Below are 23,067 nucleotides of genomic sequence, written 5' to 3' on the forward strand. Positions count from 1 at the left end.
CCGACATGCACGAGACAGAGATCAACAACTACCTTGCCGTCATTAAGGTGGTCGGCGTCGGCGGCGGCGGTACCAACGCGGTCAATCGAATGATCGAAGAGGGCATTCGTGGCGTCGAGTTTGTTGCCATCAACACCGATGCTCAGGCGCTCGCGATCTCTGATGCCGATATCAAGGTCCACATCGGCACCGACCTTACCCGCGGCCTGGGCGCTGGCGCCAACCCCGAGGTTGGTCGCAAGGCTGCCGATGAGTCCCGCGATGACATTGCCGAGGCACTCGCTGGCGCCGACATGGTGTTCATCACCTGCGGTGAGGGCGGTGGCACCGGCACCGGCGCCGCTCCCATCGTTGCCGATATCGCGATGAACGAGGTCGGTGCGCTGACCGTCGCCGTCGTGACCAAGCCCTTCACCTTCGAGGGCCGCAAGCGTAAGAAGAGCGCCGAAGAGGGCATTAAGACCCTTTCCGATTGCGTCGACACCATGATCGTTATCCCTAACGACAAGCTGCTCGACATCGCCGAGAAGAAGACCACCATGCTCGAGGCCTTCGCGATTGCCGATGGCGTCCTTTCCCAGGGCACCCAGGGCATTACCGACCTCATCACCGTCCCGGGCATCATCAACCTGGACTTCGCTGATGTTAAGACCATCATGAAGCAGGCCGGCACCGCCATGATGGGTATCGGTACTTCTTCTGGGGACACCCGTGCCGTCGACGCCGCCCAGCAGGCTATTTCCAGCCCGCTGCTCGAGAGCTCTATCGATGGTGCTACGCGCGTCCTGCTCTCCATCGCCGGCTCCAAGGATCTGGGCATCCAAGAGATCAGCGACGCTGCCGACGTTGTCGCCAACGCCGTCGATCCCGAGGCCAACATCATCTTTGGTACCGTTGTTGACGAGTCCCTGGGCGATCAGGTGCGCATCACCGTTATCGCTACGGGCTTCTCCGACTCTAATGTCAACCGTCAGGACGAGCTCTTCGCTGCCCAGCAGTCCCAGAGCAAGGCTTCCGTTGCCGAGCCTCAGCGTACCGCTCCCGCTGCAAACTCGGCTCAGTCTGCCCCGACCCGCAACGTCGGCGGTACGGAACTTCCCAATTTTGGTAACGACCAGTTCGAGCTTCCCGACTTCCTTAAGCGTGGTAGCTTCTAGTTCGTTTTTCTCAACGACCTGCACGGGGTGTATCCATTTGGATGCACCCCGTTTTGTTTCTCGTTTGTAAACGAAAGCCTCCAATCTCTTTACGTTCCCCTTACGTTTGGTCCCTACCGCTGCGGGTATCCTTTTGTAGAAGTATGGCAGCCGTATGGCACGGACTGCTGCGGCTTGGCCGCGATACTTGTGTTATTAGGAGGCTTTAGTATGGCAGCACGTGCGGACAACGTTTCGCGTGTCGACCATGATGGAGTTACGTTGGTAGAGGGCGCGACGCACGATGTCCGCTTTGCCTTCACCGAACGCACTGGCGGTGTTTCCGAAGATGCGTACTCCTCACTCAATCTGGGCTCGCATGTTGGCGATGGCCCCTTTGCCGTTCAAGAAAATCGTCGCCGCGTACTCGAGGCCATGGGTGCCGCCGAGTGCGAGCACAACCTGCTTGTCCCCAATCAGGTACACGGTGACAATGTCGTGACGGTGACCTCGAACGGCGCCGATGATCTCGAGAACATTCGCGAGCAGATTGCCGAGGGCTGCGATGCCCTCGTCTGCACGGCGCATGAGGTGCCCGTGATGCTTTGCTTTGCCGATTGTGTTCCCGTTGTGCTGGTGGCTCCCGGCGGCTTTGCCGTGGTGCATTCTGGCTGGAAGGGCACGATTGCGCGCATTTCCGCCAAGGCGTGCCAAGCGCTCTGCGAGGCGGCTGGCTGCAAGCCAGACGACATCTCTGCCTATATTGGGCCTCATATCCTGGGTGACGAGTACGAGGTGTCCCAAGAACTTATGGACCGCTTTGCCTCCGAGTTCGCGTGCATCGATGCTGCCGCTTCTCGTATGCTCGATCTTTCCGCCGCCATTCGCGAGGCGCTGATGGACGCCGGCGTCGAAGCGAACGGCATTGTGGACGCCAAGCTCTCCACCGTTCGTCATAACGACCGCTTTTATTCCTACCGCAACGAGGGCGGCACCTGTGGGCGCCATGCTGCGATCGGCGTGATGCTATGAGAAAGATCGCATCGGTCCTAAGCGCGGCAGTGCTCACGCTTACGCTGTGTGCCTGCTCCTCGGGATCTTCCACGTCTTCTATCACCGTGGCCGGCTCGACCACCTGCCTTCCCATTGCCGAGATTGCGGCCGAGGGCTTTAAGGAGGAGACCGGCACCGACGTGCTCGTCTCTGGCCTTGGCTCTTCTGCCGGTATCGAGGCCGTCAGCAACGGCACGGCTGACATCGCCAGCTCGTCTCGTGGCCTCAATGCCGACGAGCAGAACCTGGGCCTGACCCCGATTGTAATCGCGCACGACGGCATCGCAGTCATCGTGAACGACGATAATCCGGTCGACAACCTCTCGACCGAGCAGCTTCGCGACATATACGCCGGTAAGATTACCAACTGGAAGGAAGTCGGCGGAGAGGACCTGAAGATTCAGGTTATTAACCGCGATGAGGCGTCCGGTACGCGCGAGGCCTTCCGTACCATCGTGATGGACGGCACGCCGTTCGATCGTCGCTCTGCCGTTCTTTCGGGCACGGGCCAGGTGCGCGATGTCGTGTCCCGTTCGCGTGGTGCCATTGGCTACATCTCGCTGGGTTTTGTCGAGAGCCTCAACGCTAAGACTTCGGTTAAGGCTGTTTCGGTCAACCATGTCGAGGCATCCGAGAAGACGGTCGCAAGTGGCGGCTACCCCATCTCGCGCGACCTTTACTTCTTTGTGAAGGGTACGCCTTCGCAGCGTGCACAGGACTACATTGACTATGTGACGTCGGAGAAGATGGACAAGCAGATTCGCGAGGCGGGCTTTATTCCCGTCACCAACGACGGAAAGGGGAGTGAGTAGCATGGAAGCACAGGAAACCCCCCAGATTGAGCGAGAGGCTCAGGCGCCAAAAAAGCGTGAGTTGGCGTTGGTGTCGCGCAGCACCTATCTCAAAGAGAAGGCGCTGCAGTGGATCTTCTTTGCTTGCGCGTTCTTGGCGGTCGTTACCGTCATCCTGATTTTTGTCTTTACCACGTACTCGGCGTTGCCCGTCTTTACCGACATCGGTCTGGCGGACTTCTTTAGCTTTACGTGGGCGCCCTCCGAGGGCCACTACGGCATCATGTCGCTGCTGGCGGGCTCTGGTCTGGTGACGGTCGGTGCGCTCGCCATGGGTGTGCCCCTGGGTGTGGGCACGGCCGTGTATCTGGTCGAGATCGCCGGCAAGCGCGTGCGCAGTCTCATCAGCCCCGCCGTCGACCTGCTGGCGGGTATCCCCTCCATCATCTACGGTTTCTTTGGCATGGTCATCATCCGTCCGTTTATCGCGCAGCTGACCGGCGGTCTTGGCTTTGGTGCGCTGACGGCGTGGTTCGTGCTCGCCATCATGATCGTTCCCACCATCACCACGCTCACCATCGATGCCCTCAATTCCATTCCCATGGGCATTCGCGAGGCATCCTATGCCATGGGTGCCACCAAGTGGCAGACCATCTACAAGGTCGTGCTGCCTGCAGCCAAGTTGGGCATCGTCGATGCGATTGTCTTGGGCATGGGTCGTGCCATCGGTGAGACCATGGCCGTGCTCATGGTCGTTGGCAACGCTCCGGTCATCCCGGACAGCATCTCGAGCCCCATCTCGACGCTCACGAGCCAGATCGCGCTCGACATGAGCTATTCCTCGGGCCTGCACCGCTCGGCTCTGTTTGGCATGGGCGTGGTCCTGTTTATCATTTCCGCCGCATTGGTGGGCATCGTCCGTCTGATTTCCAAGAAGAAGAGGGGGTAGGCTATGTCCGATTCCGTTGACACGACGGTCGATACGACCTCGTCGCGCGAACGCATCAAGCGTGCCCTTTCCCATGGTAAGAAGGGCCGCATCAACAAGGATCTGTCCAACAAGATTATGCTCGGCGTGTTTCGTGCCGCGGCCTATATCACCACGCTGGTGCTGGTCGCCATCATCGCCTATGTAGTTATCAACGGTCTGCCGCACATCTCGCTCGACTTTATCTTTGGCTGGCCGCAGGGAGTAAACGCCGAGGGCGGCATTTGGCCCACTATCGTCTCGACCGTCTACGTGACGGCGCTCGCCATGCTCATCTGCACGCCGGTTGCCGTCTTGGCTGCTGTCTATCTGGCTGAATATGCCAAGCAGGGCAAGGTTGTCGACATCATTCGCTATGCTGCCGATGCCCTGGCCTCGGTGCCCTCCATTGTTATGGGCCTTTTTGGCTACGCCTTGTTTGTCGAGGCCATGGGCCTGGGTCTTTCGATGGTTTCGGCCGCCCTGGCGCTCGCACTTCTGATGCTGCCCATTGTCATGCGTACCACCGAGGAGGCAATCCGCGCCGTTCCGCGCTATATCCGTTGGGGCGCATATGGCCTGGGTGCCACCAAGTGGCAGGTCGTCTCCAAGATCGTGCTTCCTTCGGCTTTTGGCCGCATCGCCACCGGCATCGTACTTGCCATCGGCCGCGCCATCGGCGAGACCGCCGTGGTGCTCTACACCATGGGCCAGGCCATCAACCTGCCTATTTCGCCGCTCGATTCCGGTCGCCCCATGACCGTTCACCTTTATCTGCTTGCCAATGACGGCATCAACATGAACGCAGCCTACGGCACCGCGCTTTTGCTGATGGCGATTATTCTGGCCTTCAACCTGTTTGCGCGTTATCTGTCGCGCAAACGCCGCTAGTTAAGGAGTCCCATGTCCGTCTATCAGTCCGCTCCCACGCTGGAGCAAGCGGCCATCACGGCCAAGGATTTCAACTTTTGGTACGGTGACTTTCATGCGCTGACGGGGCTCGACCTCAACATCGCCAAAAACGCCATTACCTCGTTTATCGGCCCTTCGGGCTGCGGCAAATCGACGTTTTTGCGCTGTATCAACCGTATGAACGACCTTATCGAGGGCACGCGCGTCGAGGGCACCATGACGCTCGACGGCAACGATATCTATGCCGAGGGCGTCGACCCGGTCGACCTTCGCCGCCGCGTGGGCATGATTTTTCAGCAGCCCAACCCGTTCCCTAAATCCATCTACGAGAATGTTGCTTTTGGCCCTCGTCTGCAGGGCGTGACTAGCAAAAGCGACCTCGATGACATCGTGGAAGAATCGCTCAAGCGCGCCAACCTCTGGAAAGAGGTATCCAATCAGCTCAACAAGGATGGTTTGGCGCTTTCGGGCGGTCAGCAGCAGCGTCTGTGCATCGCGCGTGTGCTCGCGGTGCAGCCCGATGTCCTTCTGATGGACGAGCCCTGCTCCGCCATCGACCCCACGTCCGTCTCCAAGGTCGAGGATCTGATGGCCGAGCTGGCGCCCGAGATGACGATCATCATCGTCACACATTCAATGCAGCAGGCAGCTCGCATTAGCGACTACACCGCCTTCTTCTTGCAGGAGGTTGCCGGCGAGCCCGCCACGCTCATCGAGTATGGTCAAACCGACGCGATCTTCACCAGCCCGGTGGATTCGCGGACGGAAGACTATATCACCGGCCGCTTTGGCTGATCGGTGCGACTAGTCCCAAGCCGATCGGACCTGGTCCGGTGCGTATTCACTGTGCGGGCGGCATGACCGCACCCAACTGATTGGAGTGAACCATGCGCAAACTGTTTTCCCGTCAGCTCGTCGAGGCTCGTCACGAGATGTTGAGCATCTACGAGGCTGTAGACCTGGCTCTTCACGACGCCGTGAAGGCCTATGTGACCGACGACCGCAAGCTCGCCACCAAGACCAAGAAGCGCACGCTTTCGATTGACGCGCGCTGCGCCAACCTGGAGGCCGTGTGCTACAACCTGATCGCTACGCAGTCGCCGGTCGCCTCCGACTTCCGCTTGCTGCAGACAATCATCTACGTCGACTTTAACCTGCAGCGCATGACCGATAAGGTTCGCCAGATCTGCCGCGCCACGCGTCATATGGTCAAGGCCGATATCTCGCTGCCCCAGGAGCTCGTCGGTACGGTTGAGGCCGAGGCCGAAGCCGTATACCAGGTGCTGGGCTCGTCGCTTTCCGCGCTCGTCACCAACGACATGTCCATCATCTGCAACCTGGCCGTCGAGGACGAGCCGGTGCATGCGGCCTATGAGAAGTTCTTCCGTACCTTCAACCGCATGGACGCGGGAGAGTTTATGGACGACGACAGCAACTATGACGATCTGCGCCGCGCCATCATGGTTTCGCGCTACCTCGATCGCATCGCCTCGATTTCCATCGATGCCGCCTGCCGTCTGACCTTCCTTTTGACCGGCCAGCGCATGAACGCCGGCGATATCGCCCGTACGGACGAGGATGAGCTCGAGAGCATGCGCGTGCCTTCGGGCGAGGGCGTCATCATGAGGCCAGCTGTCGATGCGCGCTTTGTTGCCAAGGTGCCCGCTAACGAGGTGAGCGAGGGTCTTCGCTACCTGCTCGAGCACCTCGAGGACGAGGACGATACCGAGGATGACGAGGAGTAGGGTAGCTCCGTTCGTCGAAAGATTGTAAATACCTAAGTGAGCGCGGCCTTGCACATGCAGGGCCGCGCTCTTGCGTTAGCATGGGACTACTTGTATGGCTGTTAGCGGAGGCGATTGGCAATGGATAATTATTTGGACTTGATGCGCGCTCGCCGCGAGCAGATTCTCGAACGCTTTTATGCCGCACTCGATCGCGCGGGGCGTTCTCACGATGCCGCCCGCCTGATTGCCGTCTCCAAGACCGTTGGCGTCGATGAGACCGTTGCCGCCATCCAGGCAGGGTATCGTCATTTTGCCGAGAACCGTCCGCAGGAGCTTGTTCGCAAGCTTGCGGGGCTGGCGGAGCATCCGGAGCTGCCCGAGGTGCGCTTCGATATGATCGGTAATCTTCAGACCAACAAGATCAATGCGGTGCTGGGTGCGGCCGAGCTGATTCATTCGGTGGGGTCGCTTCATTTGGCGCAGGCTATCTCGAGCCGTGCCGTCCGCAAGATTGAGGCGGGCGAGCTTGCCGGTCCTCAGCATGTGCTGATCGAGGTCAATGTAAGCGGCGAGGAGTCCAAGGGCGGCTTTTCGCCCGATGAGGTTCGTGTCTCCGCCGGCGAGCTTGCGGAGCTTGAGGGAATTTGTGTGCAGGGGCTTATGACCATGGCGCCCCGGGGGAATAAGGATGTGGCGCGCCGCACCTTTGCCGGGCTGCGTGAGTTGAGGGATGAGCTGGAGACGGCACACCCCGATCTGTGCCTGCCTGAGCTTTCTTGCGGCATGAGCGAGGACTTTGAGCCTGCCCTTGAGGAAGGCTCGACGCTTGTTCGCCTGGGCAGGGTAGTATTCAGCCCGGAGTTTGAAGTAAAATAAGAGCCTGAAGTGCGCGCTGATTGTCAGAGCGCCTGCATTAGACCGTGAGAGGACACAACCATGGGTTTCCTTGACGAAATTAAAAATAAAATGCACCTAGGCGGCCAGCAGGGTTATGACCAGGGTTATGGCCAGGATGATGACTACGGTTACGATGACGGCTATGACGACGGCTATCAGAACAACGGCTACAGCGGTGCTTCGGGCGAGGGCTTCTACACGCAAGATGAACCGAGCAATGGACTGCTGGGGCAGACACGCCGCGGAGAGGCTGAGTCGGTTGCTGTGTACACGCGTTCCGGTCAACTGATCGGTGACGACTCCCGTCACGCTACGACGTACAATCCGCCTTCGCGCTCTCAGGATGCCGCTGCGGGCGGTTATCGTCCCGGCGCCTATGACACGCCGTCAAGCTACGCCGAGAACGCTCGGGTCCGCGCTGCCGCTGTGCCCGCTCCTGCTTCAACGCCGAGCGATGCCTCTGCCTATGCGAGCAATATCATCAACGCCACGCCTCAGTTGCCGGCCTACGTTCTTCGTCCGGAGAGTTATGACGACGTGGAGACGGTCGTGCGCCGCGTGCGTACCAAGCAGCCTGTCGCGCTGATCTTTGTGGGCGTTCGCACCGAGGTCGCCAAACGCGTCCTGGACTTTAGCTATGGCTTTGCCTGCGGCCTGGGCGCTTCGGTCAAAGAAGTGGGCGACCGCGTGTTTATGGTGCTGCCCGCCGGCTGCGAGGTCAAGGATTCCGACCTCAAGAAGCTCCGTGCCGACGGCTACCTTAAGTAAAGACAAGACGAGGAGATTCCCATCAACATCTACACCATCGTTCAGCTTGTCAACACGCTGTTTAATTTTTATTCCACGTTGATTGTGGTCTACTGCTTTATGACGTGGATTCCCATGAAGCAGGGTGGTTTGCTACAGGATATCGCGGCGGTGCTCGACAGCGTTTGCGGCCCTTGGCTCAACCTGTTTCGCCGGTTTATGCCGCCGATGGGCGGTATCGATTTTTCACCGGTCGTTGCGATTATTGCGTTGCAGTTGGTGCAGAAGCTCATTCTGCAGCTACTTATAGGTATACTCGTATAGGACTGGCTCAGTAACCTATGTCGGGCGCTTAGCGCCAAGGCGATGATAAAGGAGAACTTGTTATGGCTATTACCCCTGCTGACATCCAGGCTCAGACCTTCTCTGAGGCCAAGCGCGGCTACGATCCCGCCGAGGTCGACGTCTTCCTGGAGACCCTGTCCTCCGAGGTCGACGCTATGCTTGCCAAGATCGTTGATCTTAAGGGTCGCCTGACCGCCACCGAGCAGCAGCTTGCCGATACGCAGGCTCAGCTTGCGCAGGCCCAGGATTCTGCCGCTCAGGCTGCCCCTGTCGCCACTCCCGCTCCCGATTTCTCCGCTCAGGAGCGTCAGATTTCCGCCGCTCTCATTGCGGCTCAGCAGACCGCCGAGGCGATTGTCAACGACGCTAACGAGAATGCTGACCGCATCCGCAACGAGGCCGACGCCAAGGCCCGCGAGGTCATCCGTCAGGCCCTGACCGAGAAGCAGGCCGAGCTCGAGGAGATTGACCGTCTGAAGGCTTCCCGCGAGGAGTTCAAGGCCGAGTATCTCAAGCTCATTCAGCACTTTATGGACGATGCTCAGAATTCCTTCCCGGCCGATCTGCTGGCTTCTACGCCGGTCGGTTCCGCGGCTTCTCCTGCCGTGACCATGCCTGCCGCCGAGCCGCTGCCTGTCGCTGATCCGGTTGTCCCCGTGGCCGACCCCTTCGCCCCGATTGACAACTTTGCCGCGGACGACCTGGACTAGCGCCAAAACTACAATCTAGCTCTTAAAAGGAGCTCGCGCTTGCGAGCTCCTTTTTTTAGCTGTATACGGGTTGGGAAACATAACGCCGAGCTCTGCGTGCGATAGGGCAGAACTCGGCGAACGTTTGAGCGGTAAAAGGTAGATTTTAGGGCATGGGCCAAAAAACTACTTGAGGAGGAAATTGGATAGGGGAATGGTGCGGGCCTCGCGATGCTCGGGGTCGGCGATATGGTCGGCGGGATAGCCGCAGACGAGCATGTGGTAGGGATAAACGCCCTCGGGCAGGTTGAACTGCTCGTGGGCTAGCTCGGGCTTAAAATGGCATACCCAGCACGTTCCCAGGCCCTGTTCCTCGGCCTCCATCATCATCTGATCGCAAACAATCGAGGTGTCGATAGCGCTGGAGTTCATCTGGTCATAGGGACGCACCCAAGCATTGTTGGTAACGCTGCAAACGAGGAAGATGAGCGGAGCGCCAAAGATGGACCCATCGCGAGCAAACCGAGGCTGACAAGCAGCTGCCTTTTCCAGAAGCTCAGGCGTATCCAACACCATCACACGGGTCGGATGATTATTGCAAGCAGAAGGAGCAATGCGCCCAGCCTCAACAATGGTATCCACCACAGCCTGCTCAACAGAACGATTCTCAAACAAACGACAAGAATACCGAGACCGAGCCAGATCCATATACGACATACAAGCCCTCCAACAATTAAAAATCAAACAAACCCAAAGTAACCCAAAGAGTACCCAAAGCAGCAATCAGTCAAACGCTCACCAAGGGCCAAAGTGTCCGAGCGGGTACCAAAGGTCCCTTCAGCCAAACCCCCATTGCGCTAAAACTATCAGCCAAAGTTCCAATGGTGATACGTAAGGCGAAGGGCCGGCACCTGTTTACTTTCGAACGACTCTGCTACGCAGCCGGAGTGAGAAAGCAAACAGGTGCCGGCCCTTCGCCGCCGGGACGCGTACCCCCAATTAACTGTTCTTCATGACAATCGAATCCACGACATCGGCCACATTCTCGCAGCAGTCGGCGCAGTACTCCAAGAAGGCGTACACGTCACGCCAGGCGATGACCTCGAGCGGGTCCTTGCCGTTGACGTGCAGGTTACGCATGGCGTTGATGTAGAGTTCGTCGGCCTCAGACTCGATGGTGTTGATCTGGATGACGAGCTCGCGCAGCGTTTTGGACTTGCGGTAGTTGGGCAACTCGACCATCAGGTCCTTCATGGCGCGGCAGGCGTCGGTCACCTTGTGGGCGATCACGATGGCATCGGGGTGGATGCTCTGGATGTTGGTGAAGTAGAGGCGCTGCACGACGCCCTCAATACGGTCGAGCACGGTATCGAGCGAGCAGCTCATTAGGTTAAGGTCCTCGCGCTCAAGCGGGGTAATAAAGGCCGTGAGCAGGGCGTCTTCGAGCTCATGGTGCTTCTTGTCTGCTGCATGCTCAATCGCATGCATCTTCTCGAGCATGTCGTGGATCTGCGCGGGGTCAAAGTTCTCAAAAATCTTGGTGAGCAGCTCGGCTGCCTGAACGGCGAAGTCGGCGCAGGCGACGTAGTTGTCAAAGTAGAACGAATCGGGTTTCTTTGCCATGAGTGATCCTTTCGGGGCGAAGACGGGTGGGCGAGGTAATGCGGTCCGGATGGACGTTCGGTTTGACTAGAGGAACATCATGAACAGCCTGGCCATGACAAAGCTGATGAGTCCACAGGCGGGGAAGGTGAAGAACCACGTGAACATCATGTCCTTGACCACGCCGAAGTTGATGGCCGAGAGGCGCTTGACGGCGCCGACGCCCATGATGGCGCAGGTCTTGATGTGCGTGGAGGACACGGGGATACCGGTGAGCGTGGCAAGCAGCAGGTTTGCGGCTCCTGCCAGGTCGGCAGAGAAGCCCTGATACTTTTCGAGCTTAACCATGCTCTGGCCGACGGACTTGATGATACGCTCACCGCCCACGCTGGTGCCGATGCCCATGGTGGCCGAGCACAGCAGCATGATCCAGATGGGGATGCCGGCGTCGCCGACGCCGGTCTGTCCGTTGGCAAAGGCGACACCTAAAAAGAGCACGCCGATGAACTTTTGTCCATCCTGCGCACCGTGCATAAAGCTCATGGCCGCGGCGCTCGCGATCTGAGCATATTTAAAGAAGACGTTGGCACGTCGCCTGTTGGCGGCAGCGAAAAGAATCGAGACGAGCTTGCACAGGACCCAGCCCATGACAAAGCCCAGACCGATGGAGAGCGCCAGGCCGTAGATGACCTTCATCCACTCGTGGACATTGACGCTGCTGGCGCCGCCGAGGGCGATGGCAGCGCCGGTCAGACCGGCGATGAGGCTGTGGCTCTGCGAGGTGGGGATGCCAAAACGCGATGCCGTGGCGCCGTAGACGACGATGGAGAACAGGGCCGCGCAGAGGCACGCGAGCGCCATGGTGCTGTTTCCGCCAAAGTCGACGATATGGGAGATGGTGTTGGCAACGCTGGCATTAAAGTGCGTCATGATGAGCACGCCCAAAAAGTTGAACGCGGCACTCATGAGAATGGCGGCGCGGGCGGGCATGCAACGCGTGGTGACACAGGTCGCGATGGCGTTGGGCGCGTCGGTCCATCCGTTGACGAAGATGGCGCCGAGCGCGAGGAACACGGTGACGGCAAGGACTGGGTTCGAAACAAGTTGGCCGAGGAAGGCTGAGAACGTTACGTCCATATATGGGCTTTCTCGAAGTTTGCAGAAACGTTACAAAAACATGATAAATCGTATCACCTCCTGCGGGTTTCTTTACCGAGTTCTGACGGGAGAAGTGAATTTTTTGGCACTAAAATTGAATATTAGCCCTGTTGACCGCGGGTGTTCTTTTTGCTAACACGCCGTGAGGACACGTGTGCTCGCTTCGACACCCCAAAACCACAGTCTGTTCGCTTTACAATATGCAAACATGCGTTCGATAATAGGGGCATGGAATATCGACAGACAGATGGCAAAACTCGGCGCGTGCACAAGCAGTATGTGGACGTCGTGGCCCGCATCCTCGCGGGCGGACAAGTTGTGCCGGTTACCGTCTGCTGGGTCGACGGTCGCTGCTTTACGATTGACGAGATTGTCTCGTCTACCGGTTTTGGCCTGACGGTTCACGGCATTCGTACGGCAACCTATAAGGTTCGTTTTGGCGGACATACGACCGAGCTGTATCTGGAAGACCAGGCGCGTGAGCGACCGGATGGCTCGCAGGCTCATCTGATGCGGTGGTGGGTGTGGGCGTTCGACCGCACACTCGAGAGTGAGCGCCGCGGGTAAGAGCGCGCGCCATTCGGGTACAATGGCAGGAATCTTGTCACCTACGGCGCTGTCGCGGCGCTTTTTGAAAGGACGAAATTATGAACGATATCCAGGGCTATCAGAACGGCCCCATCGAGACCGGAGCAAGCCGTGCCAAGGAGATGTCGCCGCGCGCGTACAACCTTGCCATGTCTGCCCTGATCTTTTTGGGTTTTTGCGCTATGGGCGCTGGCGCCTACTTTACGGGCACCATGTCGTTTGCGCGCATGATGATGAGTGGCGCCGCCCTGCCGCTGGTCTTTGGCTCGTTTATCCTGACCATTGTCGGCATCGTCATGATGTCGGCCGCCGCCAGCAAGCAGTCCGTGGGCCTGTCGCTCGCGGGTTACGCGATCTTTGCGAGCACCTTTGGTCTGACCGCGTCGTTTGGCCTTGCCAACTACGACCTGCCCACCATCAACACCGCCTTTATCGCCACTGCCGCCATCACCTTTGTCTTTGGCGCACTGGGCGTGACCTTCCCCAAATTCTTCCAGCGTGTGTATGGCATTGGTTTTGGCATTCTGCTTGCCACGATTCTGGTCGAGATCGTGCTGATGTTCATGGGCGTCTCGCAGACCATCACCGACCTGATCGTGATTGTGGTGTTCGCCGGCTTTATTGGCTACGACACCTATGTGGCCACGACGGTGCCGCCCACGCTGCCCAACGCCGTGCTCATGGCGTCCAACCTGTTCGTGGACATTATCAACGTGTTCCTGCGCATCCTGAACATCCTTGGTCGTCGCGACTAGTGCCAGATTGCAGCGGTGCTTGCCGCGCGCAAATCGATGCGAAAGGCGGTCCTTCGGGGCCGCCTTTTTTGTACGCGGCGGGGTATCATGGATGGGAAAAGCCGATAGCGGCAGCGACCGAGAAAGGTGACCACTTATGGCAGACGTCGACAACAGGAACCGTAACCGTAGGCCCAACCGCACGGGACAGCCCAATCCCAAGCGCGAGGCCCGTGCCAAGGCCGCCGAGCGTCACGTGGCGACTGTGTCCGAAGCGTGCGCAAAGGATATCGAGCGCTCGCTTGCCGGCGTGCGCGAGTTCGAGGGCATGCCTGCCGGATTTGTCGCGGCGATGAAGGCTAAGGCCCAGGTGGCTGCTGCCGAAGAGCAGGTTGCCGATGAGTCTGAGGCCGCCGAGGTTGCGCCTGCCGAGACCGAGGTCGTGGCCGAGCCTGTGCCCGCAGAGGAAGCCACGGAGACCGAGCCCGCGCCTGCTGCCGAGGAGCCCGCTCCGGTCCTGCCCGAGGTCACCGTGCTCGACGCCTCTGCCACGCAGGCCATTCTGGATAACGGCCGAGGCTACGCGCAGTTCTGCGACATGGCCGTGCTCGCCTTTGCCTCGTTCACCAACCCGGGCGGTGGCTACATCCAGGGCTATCTGGGTCAGGAGGCCACGCTCTGTGCCGATTCGTATCTGTACAATGTGCTCGATAAACAGCGCAAATGGTACGGCGAGAACCGTCGCCGCAACATCAACTGTGAGCTGTACCGCAACCGTGCGCTGGTGGTGCCTGCGGTGCGCTTCGACCGCAACCACGTGCATGCGTATGCCGACGTGATCGTTGCCGCTGCGCCCAACGCCAAGCGCGCTCGCCAGGAGTATCGCGTGGGTGACGATGCCCTGCTGGACGCCCTGCGCGATCGTATCCGCTTTGTGCTGGCCATCTGCGACGAGCTTGGTCGCGAGAAGCTCGTGCTGGGCGCCTGGGGCTGTGACAACAACGGCTTTGACGCCGAGGCCGTGGCCGAGCTCTTCCGCAAGGAGCTCTCATCGGGCGACTTTAAGGTCAAGCAGGTCTTCTTTGCCGTGCCCTCTACGCGCTGGGACGAGGATTTTGCCAAGTTCGAGCACGTGCTGGCAAGCTTCCCCGAGCGCAACGAGGAGTCCTATGCCCAGGTTGCCGCCCGTGCCGCGGCCGCCCGTGCCGCCGAGCAGGCTCATGCCGCTGCCGAGGACGACGAGGATGATGACGACTGGCGCAAGTATCTGTAATCGGTGCGCGCTGACAGATAGGTCGAGCCGGCGGGAGGGGCTGCTCCCGTCGGCTTTTTGCTGAAGGAGGGGTTTGCGATGAAAAACGTCCTGTGCTTTGGTGACAGCAAAACTGCTGGTGAAATCGTCAGCCAGGACAGCGACACGGAACAAGCGTACTTGGCGTTTATCTGCAAACGGCTCAAGCTGAATTTTAGGAAGCTGTCAGTAGAAGAACGGAAGTGGCTGAAAAAGATTGCGGAAAAATCCGACTTGCTGAAGAATCCAAAACCGCAGAGAGGACGAAGATAAAAAATGCCTGAACGGCGGTTCTGGTTTTTCAGAACCGCCATCCAGGCATTTTGTTTAGTAATAGAAAAAGGTGCAGTTGATTATTGCGTATTGTCAATCTCTCTCAAACCGGGTAGTAAAAATACGGCAAGCGCAACGATGATAATGCCAATTCCGCAAATGACAAACCATTTCTCAACTCCCAGCCGCTCCGCCAGAGGCCCGGAAATGACAAGGCCAAACGGCATGGCGAGGGAAGCGGCGCTTGTCAGTAGAGAAAAAACTCTCCCCAGATATTCTGGTTTGACCGTTTCTTGAAAAATCGCATTTTGCACACCGTAAAATGGAGCGGAAATTCCCATAACAGTACAGCACACAACAAAGACAAGAAATGCGTCTGGCGGCAAAAGCCCGGAGAGCATATTGCTAACGCCCATCAGGAGAACGGAAAGACCGATGGTGTACCGCCGTTTCTTAAAACCGCCCCAAATGCTCAGAATGACTCCGCCAAGCAGCATACCAACCGCAAAAGCAATTTCAGCGGCAGAGGCATGGGCCGGTGTTCCTTTGAAGTATGACATACAGATGAGAGGAAAAAGCGTACTGATTGGCATATAAAAGAACATATAAATTACACCAATCCAGAGCAGAGCAAAGAGGCCCCTGTTTTGCTTTAATACCACATACCCCTCTTTCATATCCTGTAAAAACTGTTGTCTTTTCGTTTCTGGACATAGTTCAGGCGTTGGTATGGACGAAATCGCAACAGTCACACAGGCAAGGATTGCACCCACAATATCTAACAATATAATTGCATTAAGAGGCCAAACAGCATATAAAAACGCTGCGGCAGCTGGACTGATAATCGCACTTACTGCTTGCATGGTCTGCGTGTAACCAGCGCATTTTGTAAGTTCCTCTTTTGGCACAATCATAGGTGTTGCTGCGCTGAATGCTGGAGAATGAAAAGCAGTTCCCGCACTTCGGATTAACAGGACAACCATAATAGACCATACGGGCAATTCCATGTAAAACGCCACCAGCGCCAGAATACCGCCAGCGGCGGCAATTATCAAATCCGCACCAATCATTACGCTTTTACGGCTGTGCCGGTCAACAAAAGCACCTGCAAACGGGCCTAAACAGGCTTGCGGCAAAAATCCAATCAGTGTTGCCGCCGTCAATATGATTGCAGAATTAGTTTTCGCAACCAAATAAAAGATAATGGCCATTTGCAAAATACCGCTGCTAATAAAGGATATTGCTTGTCCGGCAAGAAGTGTAAAATAAGTTTTTCTCCATGAATTGTTGTTTTGGGTCATAATGCGAACCTCCTTTTTTATTGCATTGTTCCTTTGTTTCTGCAATAAAAAGCAGGCGTTGTCCCACAGAGAGGGCAGACGCCTGCATAACAACAAAGCACGAAAAAACACCACGATACAGTTCAAAGACTGCTCGTGTCAAACCTACGTGTTCCTTTGCATACGCACGCAAAAAAAGCCCACCATCATGTGGAAAGGTACTTCTACTTTTTATTGCTTATTAGCGTACACAAATTAACACACGTAAGCCTCCTTCCAATCTCAAACTGTCGCACAGTACAACACACATCCGATAGACTTGTCAACCATTTTTAACCTTGTTTTCCATCTTGTTTTTCCATCTCTTACGGGCAGTAGCAAAGCCAGGCGAGCCAGTCAACGGTCAAGATGAACGGCGCTTTCAGCGCCGCCGTTGACAGTCTCGCCCGTCTTTGCTAATGGGTAATCAAGGCGGGAAAGCCATTTTAGGGCTTTCCCGCCCATTTCAATTTTGGGAGAAGAAAGGCCCCAAAATGAACGAGTGCGGCCAAACACTTTTAGGGATTGGCCACCTTGTCCACCCATCCAGCGGGGCGGCGGGGAACGGTCAAGGCCGGGCGTCAGCCCATTCATTTCAGCCTTGACGGTTTCCTGCCGTCCTGCTACTTTTCCCGGAGTGTGGCCACACATCTGGTCACGGTGTCCAGAGCTTTGGGACTTTTTGTCCCATAGGCCGGGGGCGGAGGACGAGGGACGGGGGCTTTCATAATACGCCCTGTCTGCTGCTGAAATCAGCCCTTTGTTTCCGGCTTACCAGCCCCAAACAAAGCCCTGCTTTCCTGCCGCGTCAAATGCCCTTGCCCTCCCCGGCGGCAACGGTATTTTCAGGGCAACGCCGACAGAGCGTATAACACACTACACTTTGCTCCGCAAAGTCGTGTGCCAAATGGGGCGCTGCCCCCCTTGGAAACCCCCGCAACAAACGGCGCTATGCACCCAGCCGGGAGCATAGCGCCGTTTGTTGTCAGCAGCCCGTTTCACGGTCTGCGTGTAGTTCCTTGTAAACTGACCTATACCTATGGCTACGATCCGGCGGGCATGCGCGATGGCACCGCGGTGCGCTATGCGCACGATGTGCGCTGGTGCGGCGTGGCCCAGCGCGACCTGGGCGATATCGATTATCTGCACATGATGCCCGAAAGCCACGAGAGCCTGGGCCACGCCGTGGCAGCCAAGCTCCAAGAGATGCTCGGTCAGTAGCGCGACCCCAAACCACCACAAAGGGACAGGCGCCTTTGTGGTGGTTTGGGCGGTGGTTTTGGCTGCTGGCTTTTTAGTACTGCCACATGTGGTTGACGGGGCCGGAGCCCTTGCCCATGTTCAGGCCGGCGGCGAGAGCTCCTGTTAGGTAGGCCTTGCCGGCGTTGACGGCATCGGCAAGATCCATGCCCTGGGCCAGCGCGCAGGCGATGGCGGACGAGAGCGTGCAGCCGGTACCATGCGTGTTGTCGGTCTCGATGCGTTTGTGACGGAACCACGTGGTGAGCGGATCGCCCAGGTGGTTGCCCTCGTCATCGAGCGGCGCGGGCTCTGCTAGCACATCGTTGGCCTCGTTGACAAAATGCCCGCCCTTAACGAGGGACGCGCAGCCAAAGCGGCGGGTGAGGAGCATAGCAGCGTTTTGCTGTGTGCGCTCGGAATCGACCTCGTAGTCGAGCAGCGCCATGGCCTCGGGAATATTGGGCGTGATGACGGTCGCCAGCGGGAACAGGCGGCGTGTAAGCGCTTCGGCGGCGTCCTCGGCGATGAGACGAGCGCCCGAAGTGGCGACCATGACGGGGTCGACGACGATATTTTGTGCGTCCCAGGCGCTCAGGCGGTCGGCTATGACTTCGATAATCTCGGCAGAAGAAACCATGCCGATCTTGACGGCACTGGGGCGGATATCGTCAAAAACGGCATCGATCTGCGCCGCGACAATATCCGGGGAGATGTTCTGCACGGCGGTGACGCCTAGGGTGTTCTGTGCGGTGATGGCCGTGATGACCGTCTCGGCATACAGGCGGTGCGCCGTGATGGTCTTGATGTCGGCCTGAATGCCGGCACCGCCGCTGGAATCGGATCCTGCGATGGACAGGACGGCAGGTACCTTACTACGATCCATGTTCGCTCCCTTGTTCGGTCGGATTCAAATGGGTCTCCTGCCCGCATTATAAAGTTGCCCGGGCCGGCTGTATGCCGATCCCGGGCGGGTGGCGCAATCTTTACGTAAATGTAAGAAAATGTTCACACGTCAACAATTGACGAACGCCTTGTGGCCGATTATGGGTCCGGTGACGAGTTAGTCCTCCATGCCGAGGTCGATCGTCGTGCCCTCGAATACCTTGTTGACGGTGCGGACGGCGCACATCTTGCCGCACATGGTGCAGGTGCCCTCGGTGGCAGCAGGGGATTCCTCGTAGCGCTTCTTGCCGGTGACCGGGTCGAGCGCGCACGTCCACATGGCGTCCCAGTCGAGCTTGCGGCGTGCCTGGCCCATCTTGTCGTCCATGTCGCGGGCGTGGGGCACCTTTTTGGCGATGTCGGCGGCGTGTGCGGCAATCTTGGTGGCCATGAGGCCGTCGAGCACATCCTGGGCGTTAGGCAGGCATAGGTGCTCTGCCGGTGTCACGTAGCACAAAAAGTCGGCACCCGAGCTCGCGGAGATGGCGCCACCGATGGCTGCGGTGATGTGGTCGTAGCCCACGCCGATATCGGTCACCAGCGGCCCGAGCACGTAGAACGGGGCGTTGTGGCACAGGCGCTTCTGCAGTTTCATGTTGGCGGCGATCTCGTCGAGCGCCATGTGCCCCGGGCCCTCGACCATGACCTGGACGCCGGCGGCCCAAGCGCGCTTGCACAGCTTGCCCAGCTCGATCATCTCGGCGGTCTCGGTGGCGTCGTTGGAGTCGTAGAGGCAGCCCGGGCGGCAGGAGTCGCCGAGCGAAATCGTCACGTCGTACTCGTGGCAGATCTCGAGCAGCTCGTCAAAGTACTCGTAGAAGGGGTTCTCGTTGCCGGTGACCTCCATCCAGCCAAACAGCAGTGAGCCGCCGCGGCTGACGATGTTCATGAGACGGCCGGTCTCCTTAAAGGTTTTGGTGACCGACTTATTGATGCCGCAGTGGATGGTCATAAAGTCCACGCCGTCCTCGGCGTGCGCGCGCACGACCTCGAACAGGTCGTCCTTGGTAAGCTTGACAAGCGGCTTTTCCATGTAGCCGATGGCGTCGTACATGGGGACGGTGCCCACCATGAGCGGCGTCTCGTCGATGAGCTGCTGTCGGAATTGGCGCGTCTTGCCCGAGTTGGAGAGGTCCATGATGGCGTCGGCGCCAAAGTCCTCGGCGATCTTGACCTTCTTCCATTCCTCGGCGGCATCGGCCTTGTCGCCCGAGATGCCCAGGTTGACGTTGACCTTGGTAGACAGGCCCTCGCCGACGCCAAAGGCACGCATGCCCTTTTTGATATGCACGATGTTGGCGGGAATGGCGATGCGGCCGTCGGCCACGCGCTCGCGGATGTACTCGGGGTCGCGATGCTCGCGCTCGGCAACCTCCTTCATCTGCGGTGTGATTTGCCCGGCGCGGGCGAAGTCGATTTGCGTGACGAGCTTGGGCTCGGTCTGTGTGCTCATTGGCACGGCTCCCTTCGTTGGCATTACCCATATCAGGTTTGCGGGTCAGGGCGGGCGCGCCCAGTCTCAGCCTGCCGTCTTGTCCTGCAAGCTCCCCGTTTATGTGGTGGGCTCAAGTATAGCTCGAATGGGTACGATTGACGCGACGAGCATGCCCGCGGGGAGGCGAACATGGAAGACAAGCATCTGTATCGAGAGACGCAGTGGGATGTGTCGGCCGAGGAGAGCCGCGCCCATCATGGGCTGGTCGCAATTGGTTTCGCGATTCTTGTCGTGATGGTGATTGCCTGTTGTATCTGGACATTTGGCGGGCGTGGGGGAGTTTCCTGGACGTTTGAGGCGGACGATAGCCTGCCGATTATGACGGCGAAGGTCGCGGGTGGCAATACCGTTGCCGCGCCGGGCGACTATTGGTATCCGCGCGACAAGTTTGTGCAACTGCAGCTGAGCGGTGGTTCCATTCCTGGTGAAGAGATCGAGCGTGTGACCTTCGATGCGTCGCTTAGGACGCTGTCGGTCGAGCTCAAAGATCAGGGGGATGTACCCACGACCATGGATATAGCCCTGACGGAATGGCGCCTGGAGCCTCCGTCGGGTGTTGAGGCGTCCGAGGTGGAGCACGTTAAGGTTACCTACCAAGATGGCTCGACGACCGAGATTGCAAAAGCCGACGGCCTGGCGGAATAGAGGCCGTGCCTAGGCAGCACATTCAAAAGTAGCGGTAGTCCTACAAGGCCTGTTCGTTCAGGAAGACCAAAGTGTTTTTATTTGAAAGCTCGGGAAAGTAACGATAACCAACGTCGAACGCGGTGAGCCCGCTTACATCCTCGAACTTGTTTTCTGCCATCCAGCGCACCATGGAGCCGCGCGCTTTTTTGCTGGCGGTCGAGCGTTGGATGGGCTTGCCGTTGCGGATGCCTTCGCCAAAGAGGCATGTGACGACCGTGGCGTCGGTGGTGAGGCGGGTCAGAACGGCTTTGGCGTATTCCGCGCTGGCGAGGTTGACGATCGTGGCGTTGGAGCCTGCCGGAGCGATGACCCGTGCGAGCTTGTCGCCCCAAAACGCGTAGAGGTCTCGGGCGTCGTCGACGGCAAGCTTCGCGCCCATCTCCAGCCGATACGGTTCAACGGCATGAAAGGGGCGTACGCATCCGTAAAGGCCCGAGAGGATCCACAGATGGTCTTGCAGCCATGCGAGCTGTGCGGAATCCATCACCTCGGGCGCCATGCTTTGGTATTGAATGCCGTGATAGGACATGACGGCAGGGGAGAGGTGACGGGCGAGTGCGGGATTGTCGAGATCGCCACTTTGCAAGATGGGCTCGAACTCATGCAGGGTGTTGAGGCAGGGCCCCAGCAGTTTGTCACTCACGTTCCACAGCGCCTGCAGGCTGCCGCTGCCTTCATTCCGCTCGATATCTAGCAGTGCGCGGTGGAGGCGAGCCGTCTCGCGCACAAAGGGTGGAATGCCCAGGACTTCAAAAGCATCTTGGGCCGCGCGCATCTGCTTGGCGGGCGAAATGATGACCTGCAGCATGGACTCTCCTCTGCCAAAAAGGAAGTTGCGGTGTAATACGGTCTGTTTTGGCCGTTTATGGGCCAGTTTAGTCCGTATCTCACCGCAACTGATGAAGGGTTGATTAGGCGCGCTCGATGAAGGCCTTGTAGCCGCGATAGGCCTCGTAGATATCGGCCTTGTTGGCGACCTCCCACAGGGCGTGCATGGACAGGACGGCAACGCCGGAGTCGATGACGTTCATGCCGTACTTGGCCATGATGTAGGCGATGGTGCCGCCGCCGCCCGCGTTGACGCGACCGAGCTCGCAGGTCTGGAAGTCCACGCCGGCCTCGTCCATAATGTCGCGGATGAGGGCCATATACTCGGCGTCGGCGTCGTTGGAACCGCCCTTGCCGCGGCTGCCCGTGTACTTGTTAAAGCACAGGCCGCGACCCATAAAGGCTGCATTCTTGGTCTCGAACTTGCCGGCGTAGCCTGGGTCGAAGCCGGCGGATACGTCAGAGGAGAGCATGCGGCTGCGGGCGAGTGCGCGGCGCAGGGCCAGCGGGCTGCCCTCGCCGGCGAGCGTCATGATCTCGGCGACGGTGTTCTCGAAGAAGCGGCTTGTCATGCCGGTGGCGCCCACGGAGCCAATCTCCTCCTTGTCGACGATGAGCGTGATGCTCGTGCGCTCCACGTTGGCCACATTGATCTGGGCGAGCATGGAGGGGTAGGCGCAGACGCGGTCGTCGTGGCCATAGCCCAAAATCATGGAGCGGTCGAGGCCCATGTCGCGGGCGGGGCCGGCGGGCACGACCTCGATTTCGGCGGAGAGGAAGTCCTCCTCCTCGACGTCGTACTGCTCCTTGAGGATATCCAGGAACATCTGCTTGACGGGCTCGGTGGGAGCGTCCTTGTCGTCCTCGTCAAATTTTACGGGACGGCCGCCCACGATCACGTCGAGGATCTCGGCGTCGACGGCGTCCTTGGCGGGCTTGGACATCTGCTCGCTCGAGAGGTGGATCAGCAGGTCGGAGATGGTAAAGACCGGATCGTCGGCCTTGTCGCCGATGTTGATGTCGACGGTGGTGCCGTCCTTTTTGCAGATGACGCCCACGAGTGCGAGCGGGGAGGCCACCCAGTGGTAGCTCTTGACACCACCGTAGTAGTGCGTGTCGAGGTAGGCCATGTCGCCGGCCTCGAACGCGGGATTCTGCTTGAGGTCCAGGCGCGGCGAGTCCACGTGGGCGCCCAGGATGTTAAAGCCCTGCTCGAGCGGGGCGGTGCCCAGGTTGACGAGCATAAGATCCTTGCCGTGGTTGGCGGCGTACACCTTGTCGCCTGCCTTGAGCGCGCGGCCTTCGGCGATCACGGTCTCCAGGTCGACGTATCCCGCCTCCTCGGCCATCTTGATGCCGGTCTTGACGCACAGGCGCTCGGTCTTGTTCTCGCTCAAAAACTGCTTATAGCCGCGGCAAAGCTCCTCGAGCTCCTCGATTTGCTGTGGCGTGTACTTTTTCCATGCGCAGGGACGCTCCATGACGCAGGCTCCTTTCGGATCGATCGTGCTGGTTGTTGTACCGTGAGCCATCGTATCACGCGCGGGCTCACGGTGGCGGGGGAGCTTGATGCGCGGTGGCCGCGGGGCGGGGAGCGTGTAAACTGGAGTGAGCAAGCCGTGCCCAGTCCAAAGCGAGGTATTC

General features: G+C 58.7%; 25 protein-coding genes. 17 read left to right on the forward strand and 8 right to left on the reverse strand.

Going from position 1 to position 23,067, the window contains the following annotated elements:
* The first annotated feature begins 5 nt into the window (after positions 1-5).
* The 11 genes from ftsZ to ACTQ48_RS06300 all read left to right on the forward strand — a co-directional run bounded on the left by ftsZ (position 6) and on the right by ACTQ48_RS06300 (position 9,285).
* Positions 6-1,157 carry a cell division protein FtsZ gene (gene ftsZ, locus ACTQ48_RS06250; RefSeq protein ID WP_441016690.1) on the forward strand — a complete coding sequence of 384 codons (1,152 nt, stop codon included), beginning with the start codon at positions 6-8 and terminating at the stop codon, positions 1,155-1,157.
* Positions 1,158-1,367: 210 nt separating this feature from the next.
* Positions 1,368-2,168, forward strand: coding sequence for a polyphenol oxidase family protein (locus ACTQ48_RS06255; RefSeq protein ID WP_441570394.1), 801 nt, complete (start codon positions 1,368-1,370; stop codon positions 2,166-2,168).
* Positions 2,165-3,001 carry a phosphate ABC transporter substrate-binding protein gene (locus ACTQ48_RS06260; protein ID WP_154515256.1) on the forward strand — a complete coding sequence of 279 codons (837 nt, stop codon included), beginning with the start codon at positions 2,165-2,167 and terminating at the stop codon, positions 2,999-3,001. Before ACTQ48_RS06255 ends, ACTQ48_RS06260 begins: the two co-directional genes overlap by 4 nt.
* Position 3,002: 1 nt before the next feature.
* Positions 3,003-3,929: a phosphate ABC transporter permease subunit PstC gene (gene pstC / locus ACTQ48_RS06265; RefSeq protein WP_427719203.1), complete on the forward strand. Its 927-nt coding sequence runs from the start codon at positions 3,003-3,005 to the stop codon at positions 3,927-3,929.
* 3 nt (positions 3,930-3,932) lie between these two features.
* The gene (gene pstA, locus ACTQ48_RS06270; protein ID WP_427727613.1) at positions 3,933-4,838 is read left to right on the forward strand and encodes a phosphate ABC transporter permease PstA; all 906 of its coding nucleotides are present in this window, start codon (positions 3,933-3,935) and stop codon (positions 4,836-4,838) included.
* Positions 4,839-4,850: 12 nt separating this feature from the next.
* A complete protein-coding gene (gene pstB / locus ACTQ48_RS06275) occupies positions 4,851-5,654 on the forward strand; it encodes a phosphate ABC transporter ATP-binding protein PstB (protein WP_089571588.1) in 804 nt (267 codons plus the stop codon).
* A 92-nt stretch (positions 5,655-5,746) separates the two neighbouring features.
* The gene (locus tag ACTQ48_RS06280) at positions 5,747-6,604 is read left to right on the forward strand and encodes a phosphate signaling complex PhoU family protein (protein WP_427719211.1); all 858 of its coding nucleotides are present in this window, start codon (positions 5,747-5,749) and stop codon (positions 6,602-6,604) included.
* A gap of 120 nt (positions 6,605-6,724) precedes the next feature.
* Complete coding sequence (locus tag ACTQ48_RS06285) at positions 6,725-7,462, forward strand: YggS family pyridoxal phosphate-dependent enzyme (protein WP_441554565.1); 738 nt, start codon at positions 6,725-6,727, stop codon at positions 7,460-7,462.
* 60 nt (positions 7,463-7,522) lie between these two features.
* On the forward strand, positions 7,523-8,251 hold the full coding sequence (gene sepF / locus ACTQ48_RS06290; protein WP_154515266.1) for a cell division protein SepF: 729 nt from the start codon (positions 7,523-7,525) through the stop codon (positions 8,249-8,251).
* A gap of 57 nt (positions 8,252-8,308) precedes the next feature.
* Positions 8,309-8,554 carry a YggT family protein gene (locus tag ACTQ48_RS06295; protein WP_154515268.1) on the forward strand — a complete coding sequence of 82 codons (246 nt, stop codon included), beginning with the start codon at positions 8,309-8,311 and terminating at the stop codon, positions 8,552-8,554.
* A 62-nt stretch (positions 8,555-8,616) separates the two neighbouring features.
* Complete coding sequence (locus ACTQ48_RS06300; protein WP_154515270.1) at positions 8,617-9,285, forward strand: DivIVA domain-containing protein; 669 nt, start codon at positions 8,617-8,619, stop codon at positions 9,283-9,285.
* 165 nt (positions 9,286-9,450) lie between these two features.
* Here the strand turns inward: ACTQ48_RS06300 and ACTQ48_RS06305 are convergent, their stop codons facing one another.
* The 3 genes from ACTQ48_RS06305 to ACTQ48_RS06315 all read right to left on the reverse strand — a co-directional run bounded on the left by ACTQ48_RS06305 (position 9,451) and on the right by ACTQ48_RS06315 (position 12,003).
* Positions 9,451-9,981 (reverse strand): nitroreductase family protein, encoded by a 531-nt coding sequence (locus ACTQ48_RS06305; RefSeq protein WP_441570395.1) that lies wholly within the window; start codon positions 9,979-9,981, stop codon positions 9,451-9,453.
* 282 nt (positions 9,982-10,263) lie between these two features.
* Positions 10,264-10,887, reverse strand: coding sequence for a DUF47 domain-containing protein (locus ACTQ48_RS06310; RefSeq protein WP_427719219.1), 624 nt, complete (start codon positions 10,885-10,887; stop codon positions 10,264-10,266).
* Between the two features lie 66 nt (positions 10,888-10,953).
* A complete protein-coding gene (locus tag ACTQ48_RS06315; protein ID WP_427719222.1) occupies positions 10,954-12,003 on the reverse strand; it encodes an inorganic phosphate transporter in 1,050 nt (349 codons plus the stop codon).
* 249 nt (positions 12,004-12,252) lie between these two features.
* On the opposite strand from ACTQ48_RS06315, the gene ACTQ48_RS06320 reads away from it, so the two are divergent.
* From ACTQ48_RS06320 to ACTQ48_RS06335, 4 genes are all read left to right on the forward strand, one after another.
* Positions 12,253-12,591 carry a hypothetical protein gene (locus ACTQ48_RS06320; protein ID WP_154515278.1) on the forward strand — a complete coding sequence of 113 codons (339 nt, stop codon included), beginning with the start codon at positions 12,253-12,255 and terminating at the stop codon, positions 12,589-12,591.
* Positions 12,592-12,671: 80 nt separating this feature from the next.
* Positions 12,672-13,367, forward strand: coding sequence for a Bax inhibitor-1 family protein (locus tag ACTQ48_RS06325; RefSeq protein WP_154515280.1), 696 nt, complete (start codon positions 12,672-12,674; stop codon positions 13,365-13,367).
* 136 nt (positions 13,368-13,503) lie between these two features.
* Entirely contained in the window at positions 13,504-14,619 is a 1,116-nt protein-coding gene (locus ACTQ48_RS06330; protein ID WP_441570396.1) for a TIGR02452 family protein, read from the forward strand.
* A 78-nt stretch (positions 14,620-14,697) separates the two neighbouring features.
* Positions 14,698-14,910, forward strand: coding sequence for a hypothetical protein (locus ACTQ48_RS06335; protein ID WP_441540647.1), 213 nt, complete (start codon positions 14,698-14,700; stop codon positions 14,908-14,910).
* 80 nt (positions 14,911-14,990) lie between these two features.
* On the opposite strand, the gene ACTQ48_RS06340 is transcribed toward ACTQ48_RS06335, so the two are convergent.
* Positions 14,991-16,211: an MFS transporter gene (locus tag ACTQ48_RS06340; RefSeq protein ID WP_002584949.1), complete on the reverse strand. Its 1,221-nt coding sequence runs from the start codon at positions 16,209-16,211 to the stop codon at positions 14,991-14,993.
* A gap of 942 nt (positions 16,212-17,153) precedes the next feature.
* Between ACTQ48_RS06340 and ACTQ48_RS06345 the strand changes: the two genes are divergently transcribed.
* Positions 17,154-17,450: a hypothetical protein gene (locus ACTQ48_RS06345; protein ID WP_441570397.1), complete on the forward strand. Its 297-nt coding sequence runs from the start codon at positions 17,154-17,156 to the stop codon at positions 17,448-17,450.
* A 73-nt stretch (positions 17,451-17,523) separates the two neighbouring features.
* Here the strand turns inward: ACTQ48_RS06345 and thiD are convergent, their stop codons facing one another.
* Positions 17,524-18,354: a bifunctional hydroxymethylpyrimidine kinase/phosphomethylpyrimidine kinase gene (gene thiD / locus ACTQ48_RS06350; RefSeq protein ID WP_427719233.1), complete on the reverse strand. Its 831-nt coding sequence runs from the start codon at positions 18,352-18,354 to the stop codon at positions 17,524-17,526.
* A gap of 177 nt (positions 18,355-18,531) precedes the next feature.
* Positions 18,532-19,866, reverse strand: coding sequence for a phosphomethylpyrimidine synthase ThiC (thiC, locus tag ACTQ48_RS06355; protein WP_441554562.1), 1,335 nt, complete (start codon positions 19,864-19,866; stop codon positions 18,532-18,534).
* 171 nt (positions 19,867-20,037) lie between these two features.
* On the opposite strand from thiC, the gene ACTQ48_RS06360 reads away from it, so the two are divergent.
* Positions 20,038-20,553, forward strand: a complete 516-nt coding sequence (locus tag ACTQ48_RS06360; protein WP_427747772.1) for a hypothetical protein — start codon at positions 20,038-20,040, stop codon at positions 20,551-20,553.
* Between the two features lie 40 nt (positions 20,554-20,593).
* On the opposite strand, the gene ACTQ48_RS06365 is transcribed toward ACTQ48_RS06360, so the two are convergent.
* Both ACTQ48_RS06365 and ACTQ48_RS06370 read right to left on the reverse strand, forming a co-directional pair.
* A complete protein-coding gene (locus tag ACTQ48_RS06365) occupies positions 20,594-21,403 on the reverse strand; it encodes a YaaA family protein (protein WP_427795802.1) in 810 nt (269 codons plus the stop codon).
* A 103-nt stretch (positions 21,404-21,506) separates the two neighbouring features.
* Positions 21,507-22,904 carry an aminopeptidase gene (locus ACTQ48_RS06370; RefSeq protein WP_441536913.1) on the reverse strand — a complete coding sequence of 466 codons (1,398 nt, stop codon included), beginning with the start codon at positions 22,902-22,904 and terminating at the stop codon, positions 21,507-21,509.
* Positions 22,905-23,067 lie beyond the last annotated feature (163 nt).

The sequence above is a fragment of the Collinsella sp. Sow4_E3 genome (assembly GCF_052116285.1).
In the GTDB taxonomy this organism is placed as follows: domain Bacteria; phylum Actinomycetota; class Coriobacteriia; order Coriobacteriales; family Coriobacteriaceae; genus Collinsella.

Bases quoted from the DNA above. Each gene is read 5' to 3' on its own strand.
- ACTQ48_RS06255 (WP_441570394.1), top strand. From the start codon at position 1,368: ATGGCAGCACGTGCGGACAACGTTTCGCGTGTCGACCATGATGGAGTT.
- pstB (WP_089571588.1), top strand. From the start codon at position 4,851: ATGTCCGTCTATCAGTCCGCTCCCACGCTGGAGCAAGCGGCCATCACG.
- pstC (WP_427719203.1), top strand. From the start codon at position 3,003: ATGGAAGCACAGGAAACCCCCCAGATTGAGCGAGAGGCTCAGGCGCCA.
- ACTQ48_RS06365 (WP_427795802.1), bottom strand. From the start codon at position 21,403: ATGCTGCAGGTCATCATTTCGCCCGCCAAGCAGATGCGCGCGGCCCAA.
- ACTQ48_RS06370 (WP_441536913.1), bottom strand. From the start codon at position 22,904: ATGGAGCGTCCCTGCGCATGGAAAAAGTACACGCCACAGCAAATCGAG.
- ACTQ48_RS06285 (WP_441554565.1), top strand. From the start codon at position 6,725: ATGGATAATTATTTGGACTTGATGCGCGCTCGCCGCGAGCAGATTCTC.
- ACTQ48_RS06300 (WP_154515270.1), top strand. From the start codon at position 8,617: ATGGCTATTACCCCTGCTGACATCCAGGCTCAGACCTTCTCTGAGGCC.
- ACTQ48_RS06340 (WP_002584949.1), bottom strand. From the start codon at position 16,211: ATGACCCAAAACAACAATTCATGGAGAAAAACTTATTTTACACTTCTT.
- sepF (WP_154515266.1), top strand. From the start codon at position 7,523: ATGGGTTTCCTTGACGAAATTAAAAATAAAATGCACCTAGGCGGCCAG.
- ACTQ48_RS06325 (WP_154515280.1), top strand. From the start codon at position 12,672: ATGAACGATATCCAGGGCTATCAGAACGGCCCCATCGAGACCGGAGCA.
- ACTQ48_RS06330 (WP_441570396.1), top strand. From the start codon at position 13,504: ATGGCAGACGTCGACAACAGGAACCGTAACCGTAGGCCCAACCGCACG.
- ACTQ48_RS06335 (WP_441540647.1), top strand. From the start codon at position 14,698: ATGAAAAACGTCCTGTGCTTTGGTGACAGCAAAACTGCTGGTGAAATC.
- thiD (WP_427719233.1), bottom strand. From the start codon at position 18,354: ATGGATCGTAGTAAGGTACCTGCCGTCCTGTCCATCGCAGGATCCGAT.
- ACTQ48_RS06280 (WP_427719211.1), top strand. From the start codon at position 5,747: ATGCGCAAACTGTTTTCCCGTCAGCTCGTCGAGGCTCGTCACGAGATG.
- ftsZ (WP_441016690.1), top strand. From the start codon at position 6: ATGCACGAGACAGAGATCAACAACTACCTTGCCGTCATTAAGGTGGTC.
- ACTQ48_RS06360 (WP_427747772.1), top strand. From the start codon at position 20,038: ATGGAAGACAAGCATCTGTATCGAGAGACGCAGTGGGATGTGTCGGCC.
- thiC (WP_441554562.1), bottom strand. From the start codon at position 19,866: ATGAGCACACAGACCGAGCCCAAGCTCGTCACGCAAATCGACTTCGCC.
- ACTQ48_RS06260 (WP_154515256.1), top strand. From the start codon at position 2,165: ATGAGAAAGATCGCATCGGTCCTAAGCGCGGCAGTGCTCACGCTTACG.
- ACTQ48_RS06310 (WP_427719219.1), bottom strand. From the start codon at position 10,887: ATGGCAAAGAAACCCGATTCGTTCTACTTTGACAACTACGTCGCCTGC.
- ACTQ48_RS06320 (WP_154515278.1), top strand. From the start codon at position 12,253: ATGGAATATCGACAGACAGATGGCAAAACTCGGCGCGTGCACAAGCAG.
- ACTQ48_RS06305 (WP_441570395.1), bottom strand. From the start codon at position 9,981: ATGTCGTATATGGATCTGGCTCGGTCTCGGTATTCTTGTCGTTTGTTT.
- ACTQ48_RS06315 (WP_427719222.1), bottom strand. From the start codon at position 12,003: ATGGACGTAACGTTCTCAGCCTTCCTCGGCCAACTTGTTTCGAACCCA.
- pstA (WP_427727613.1), top strand. From the start codon at position 3,933: ATGTCCGATTCCGTTGACACGACGGTCGATACGACCTCGTCGCGCGAA.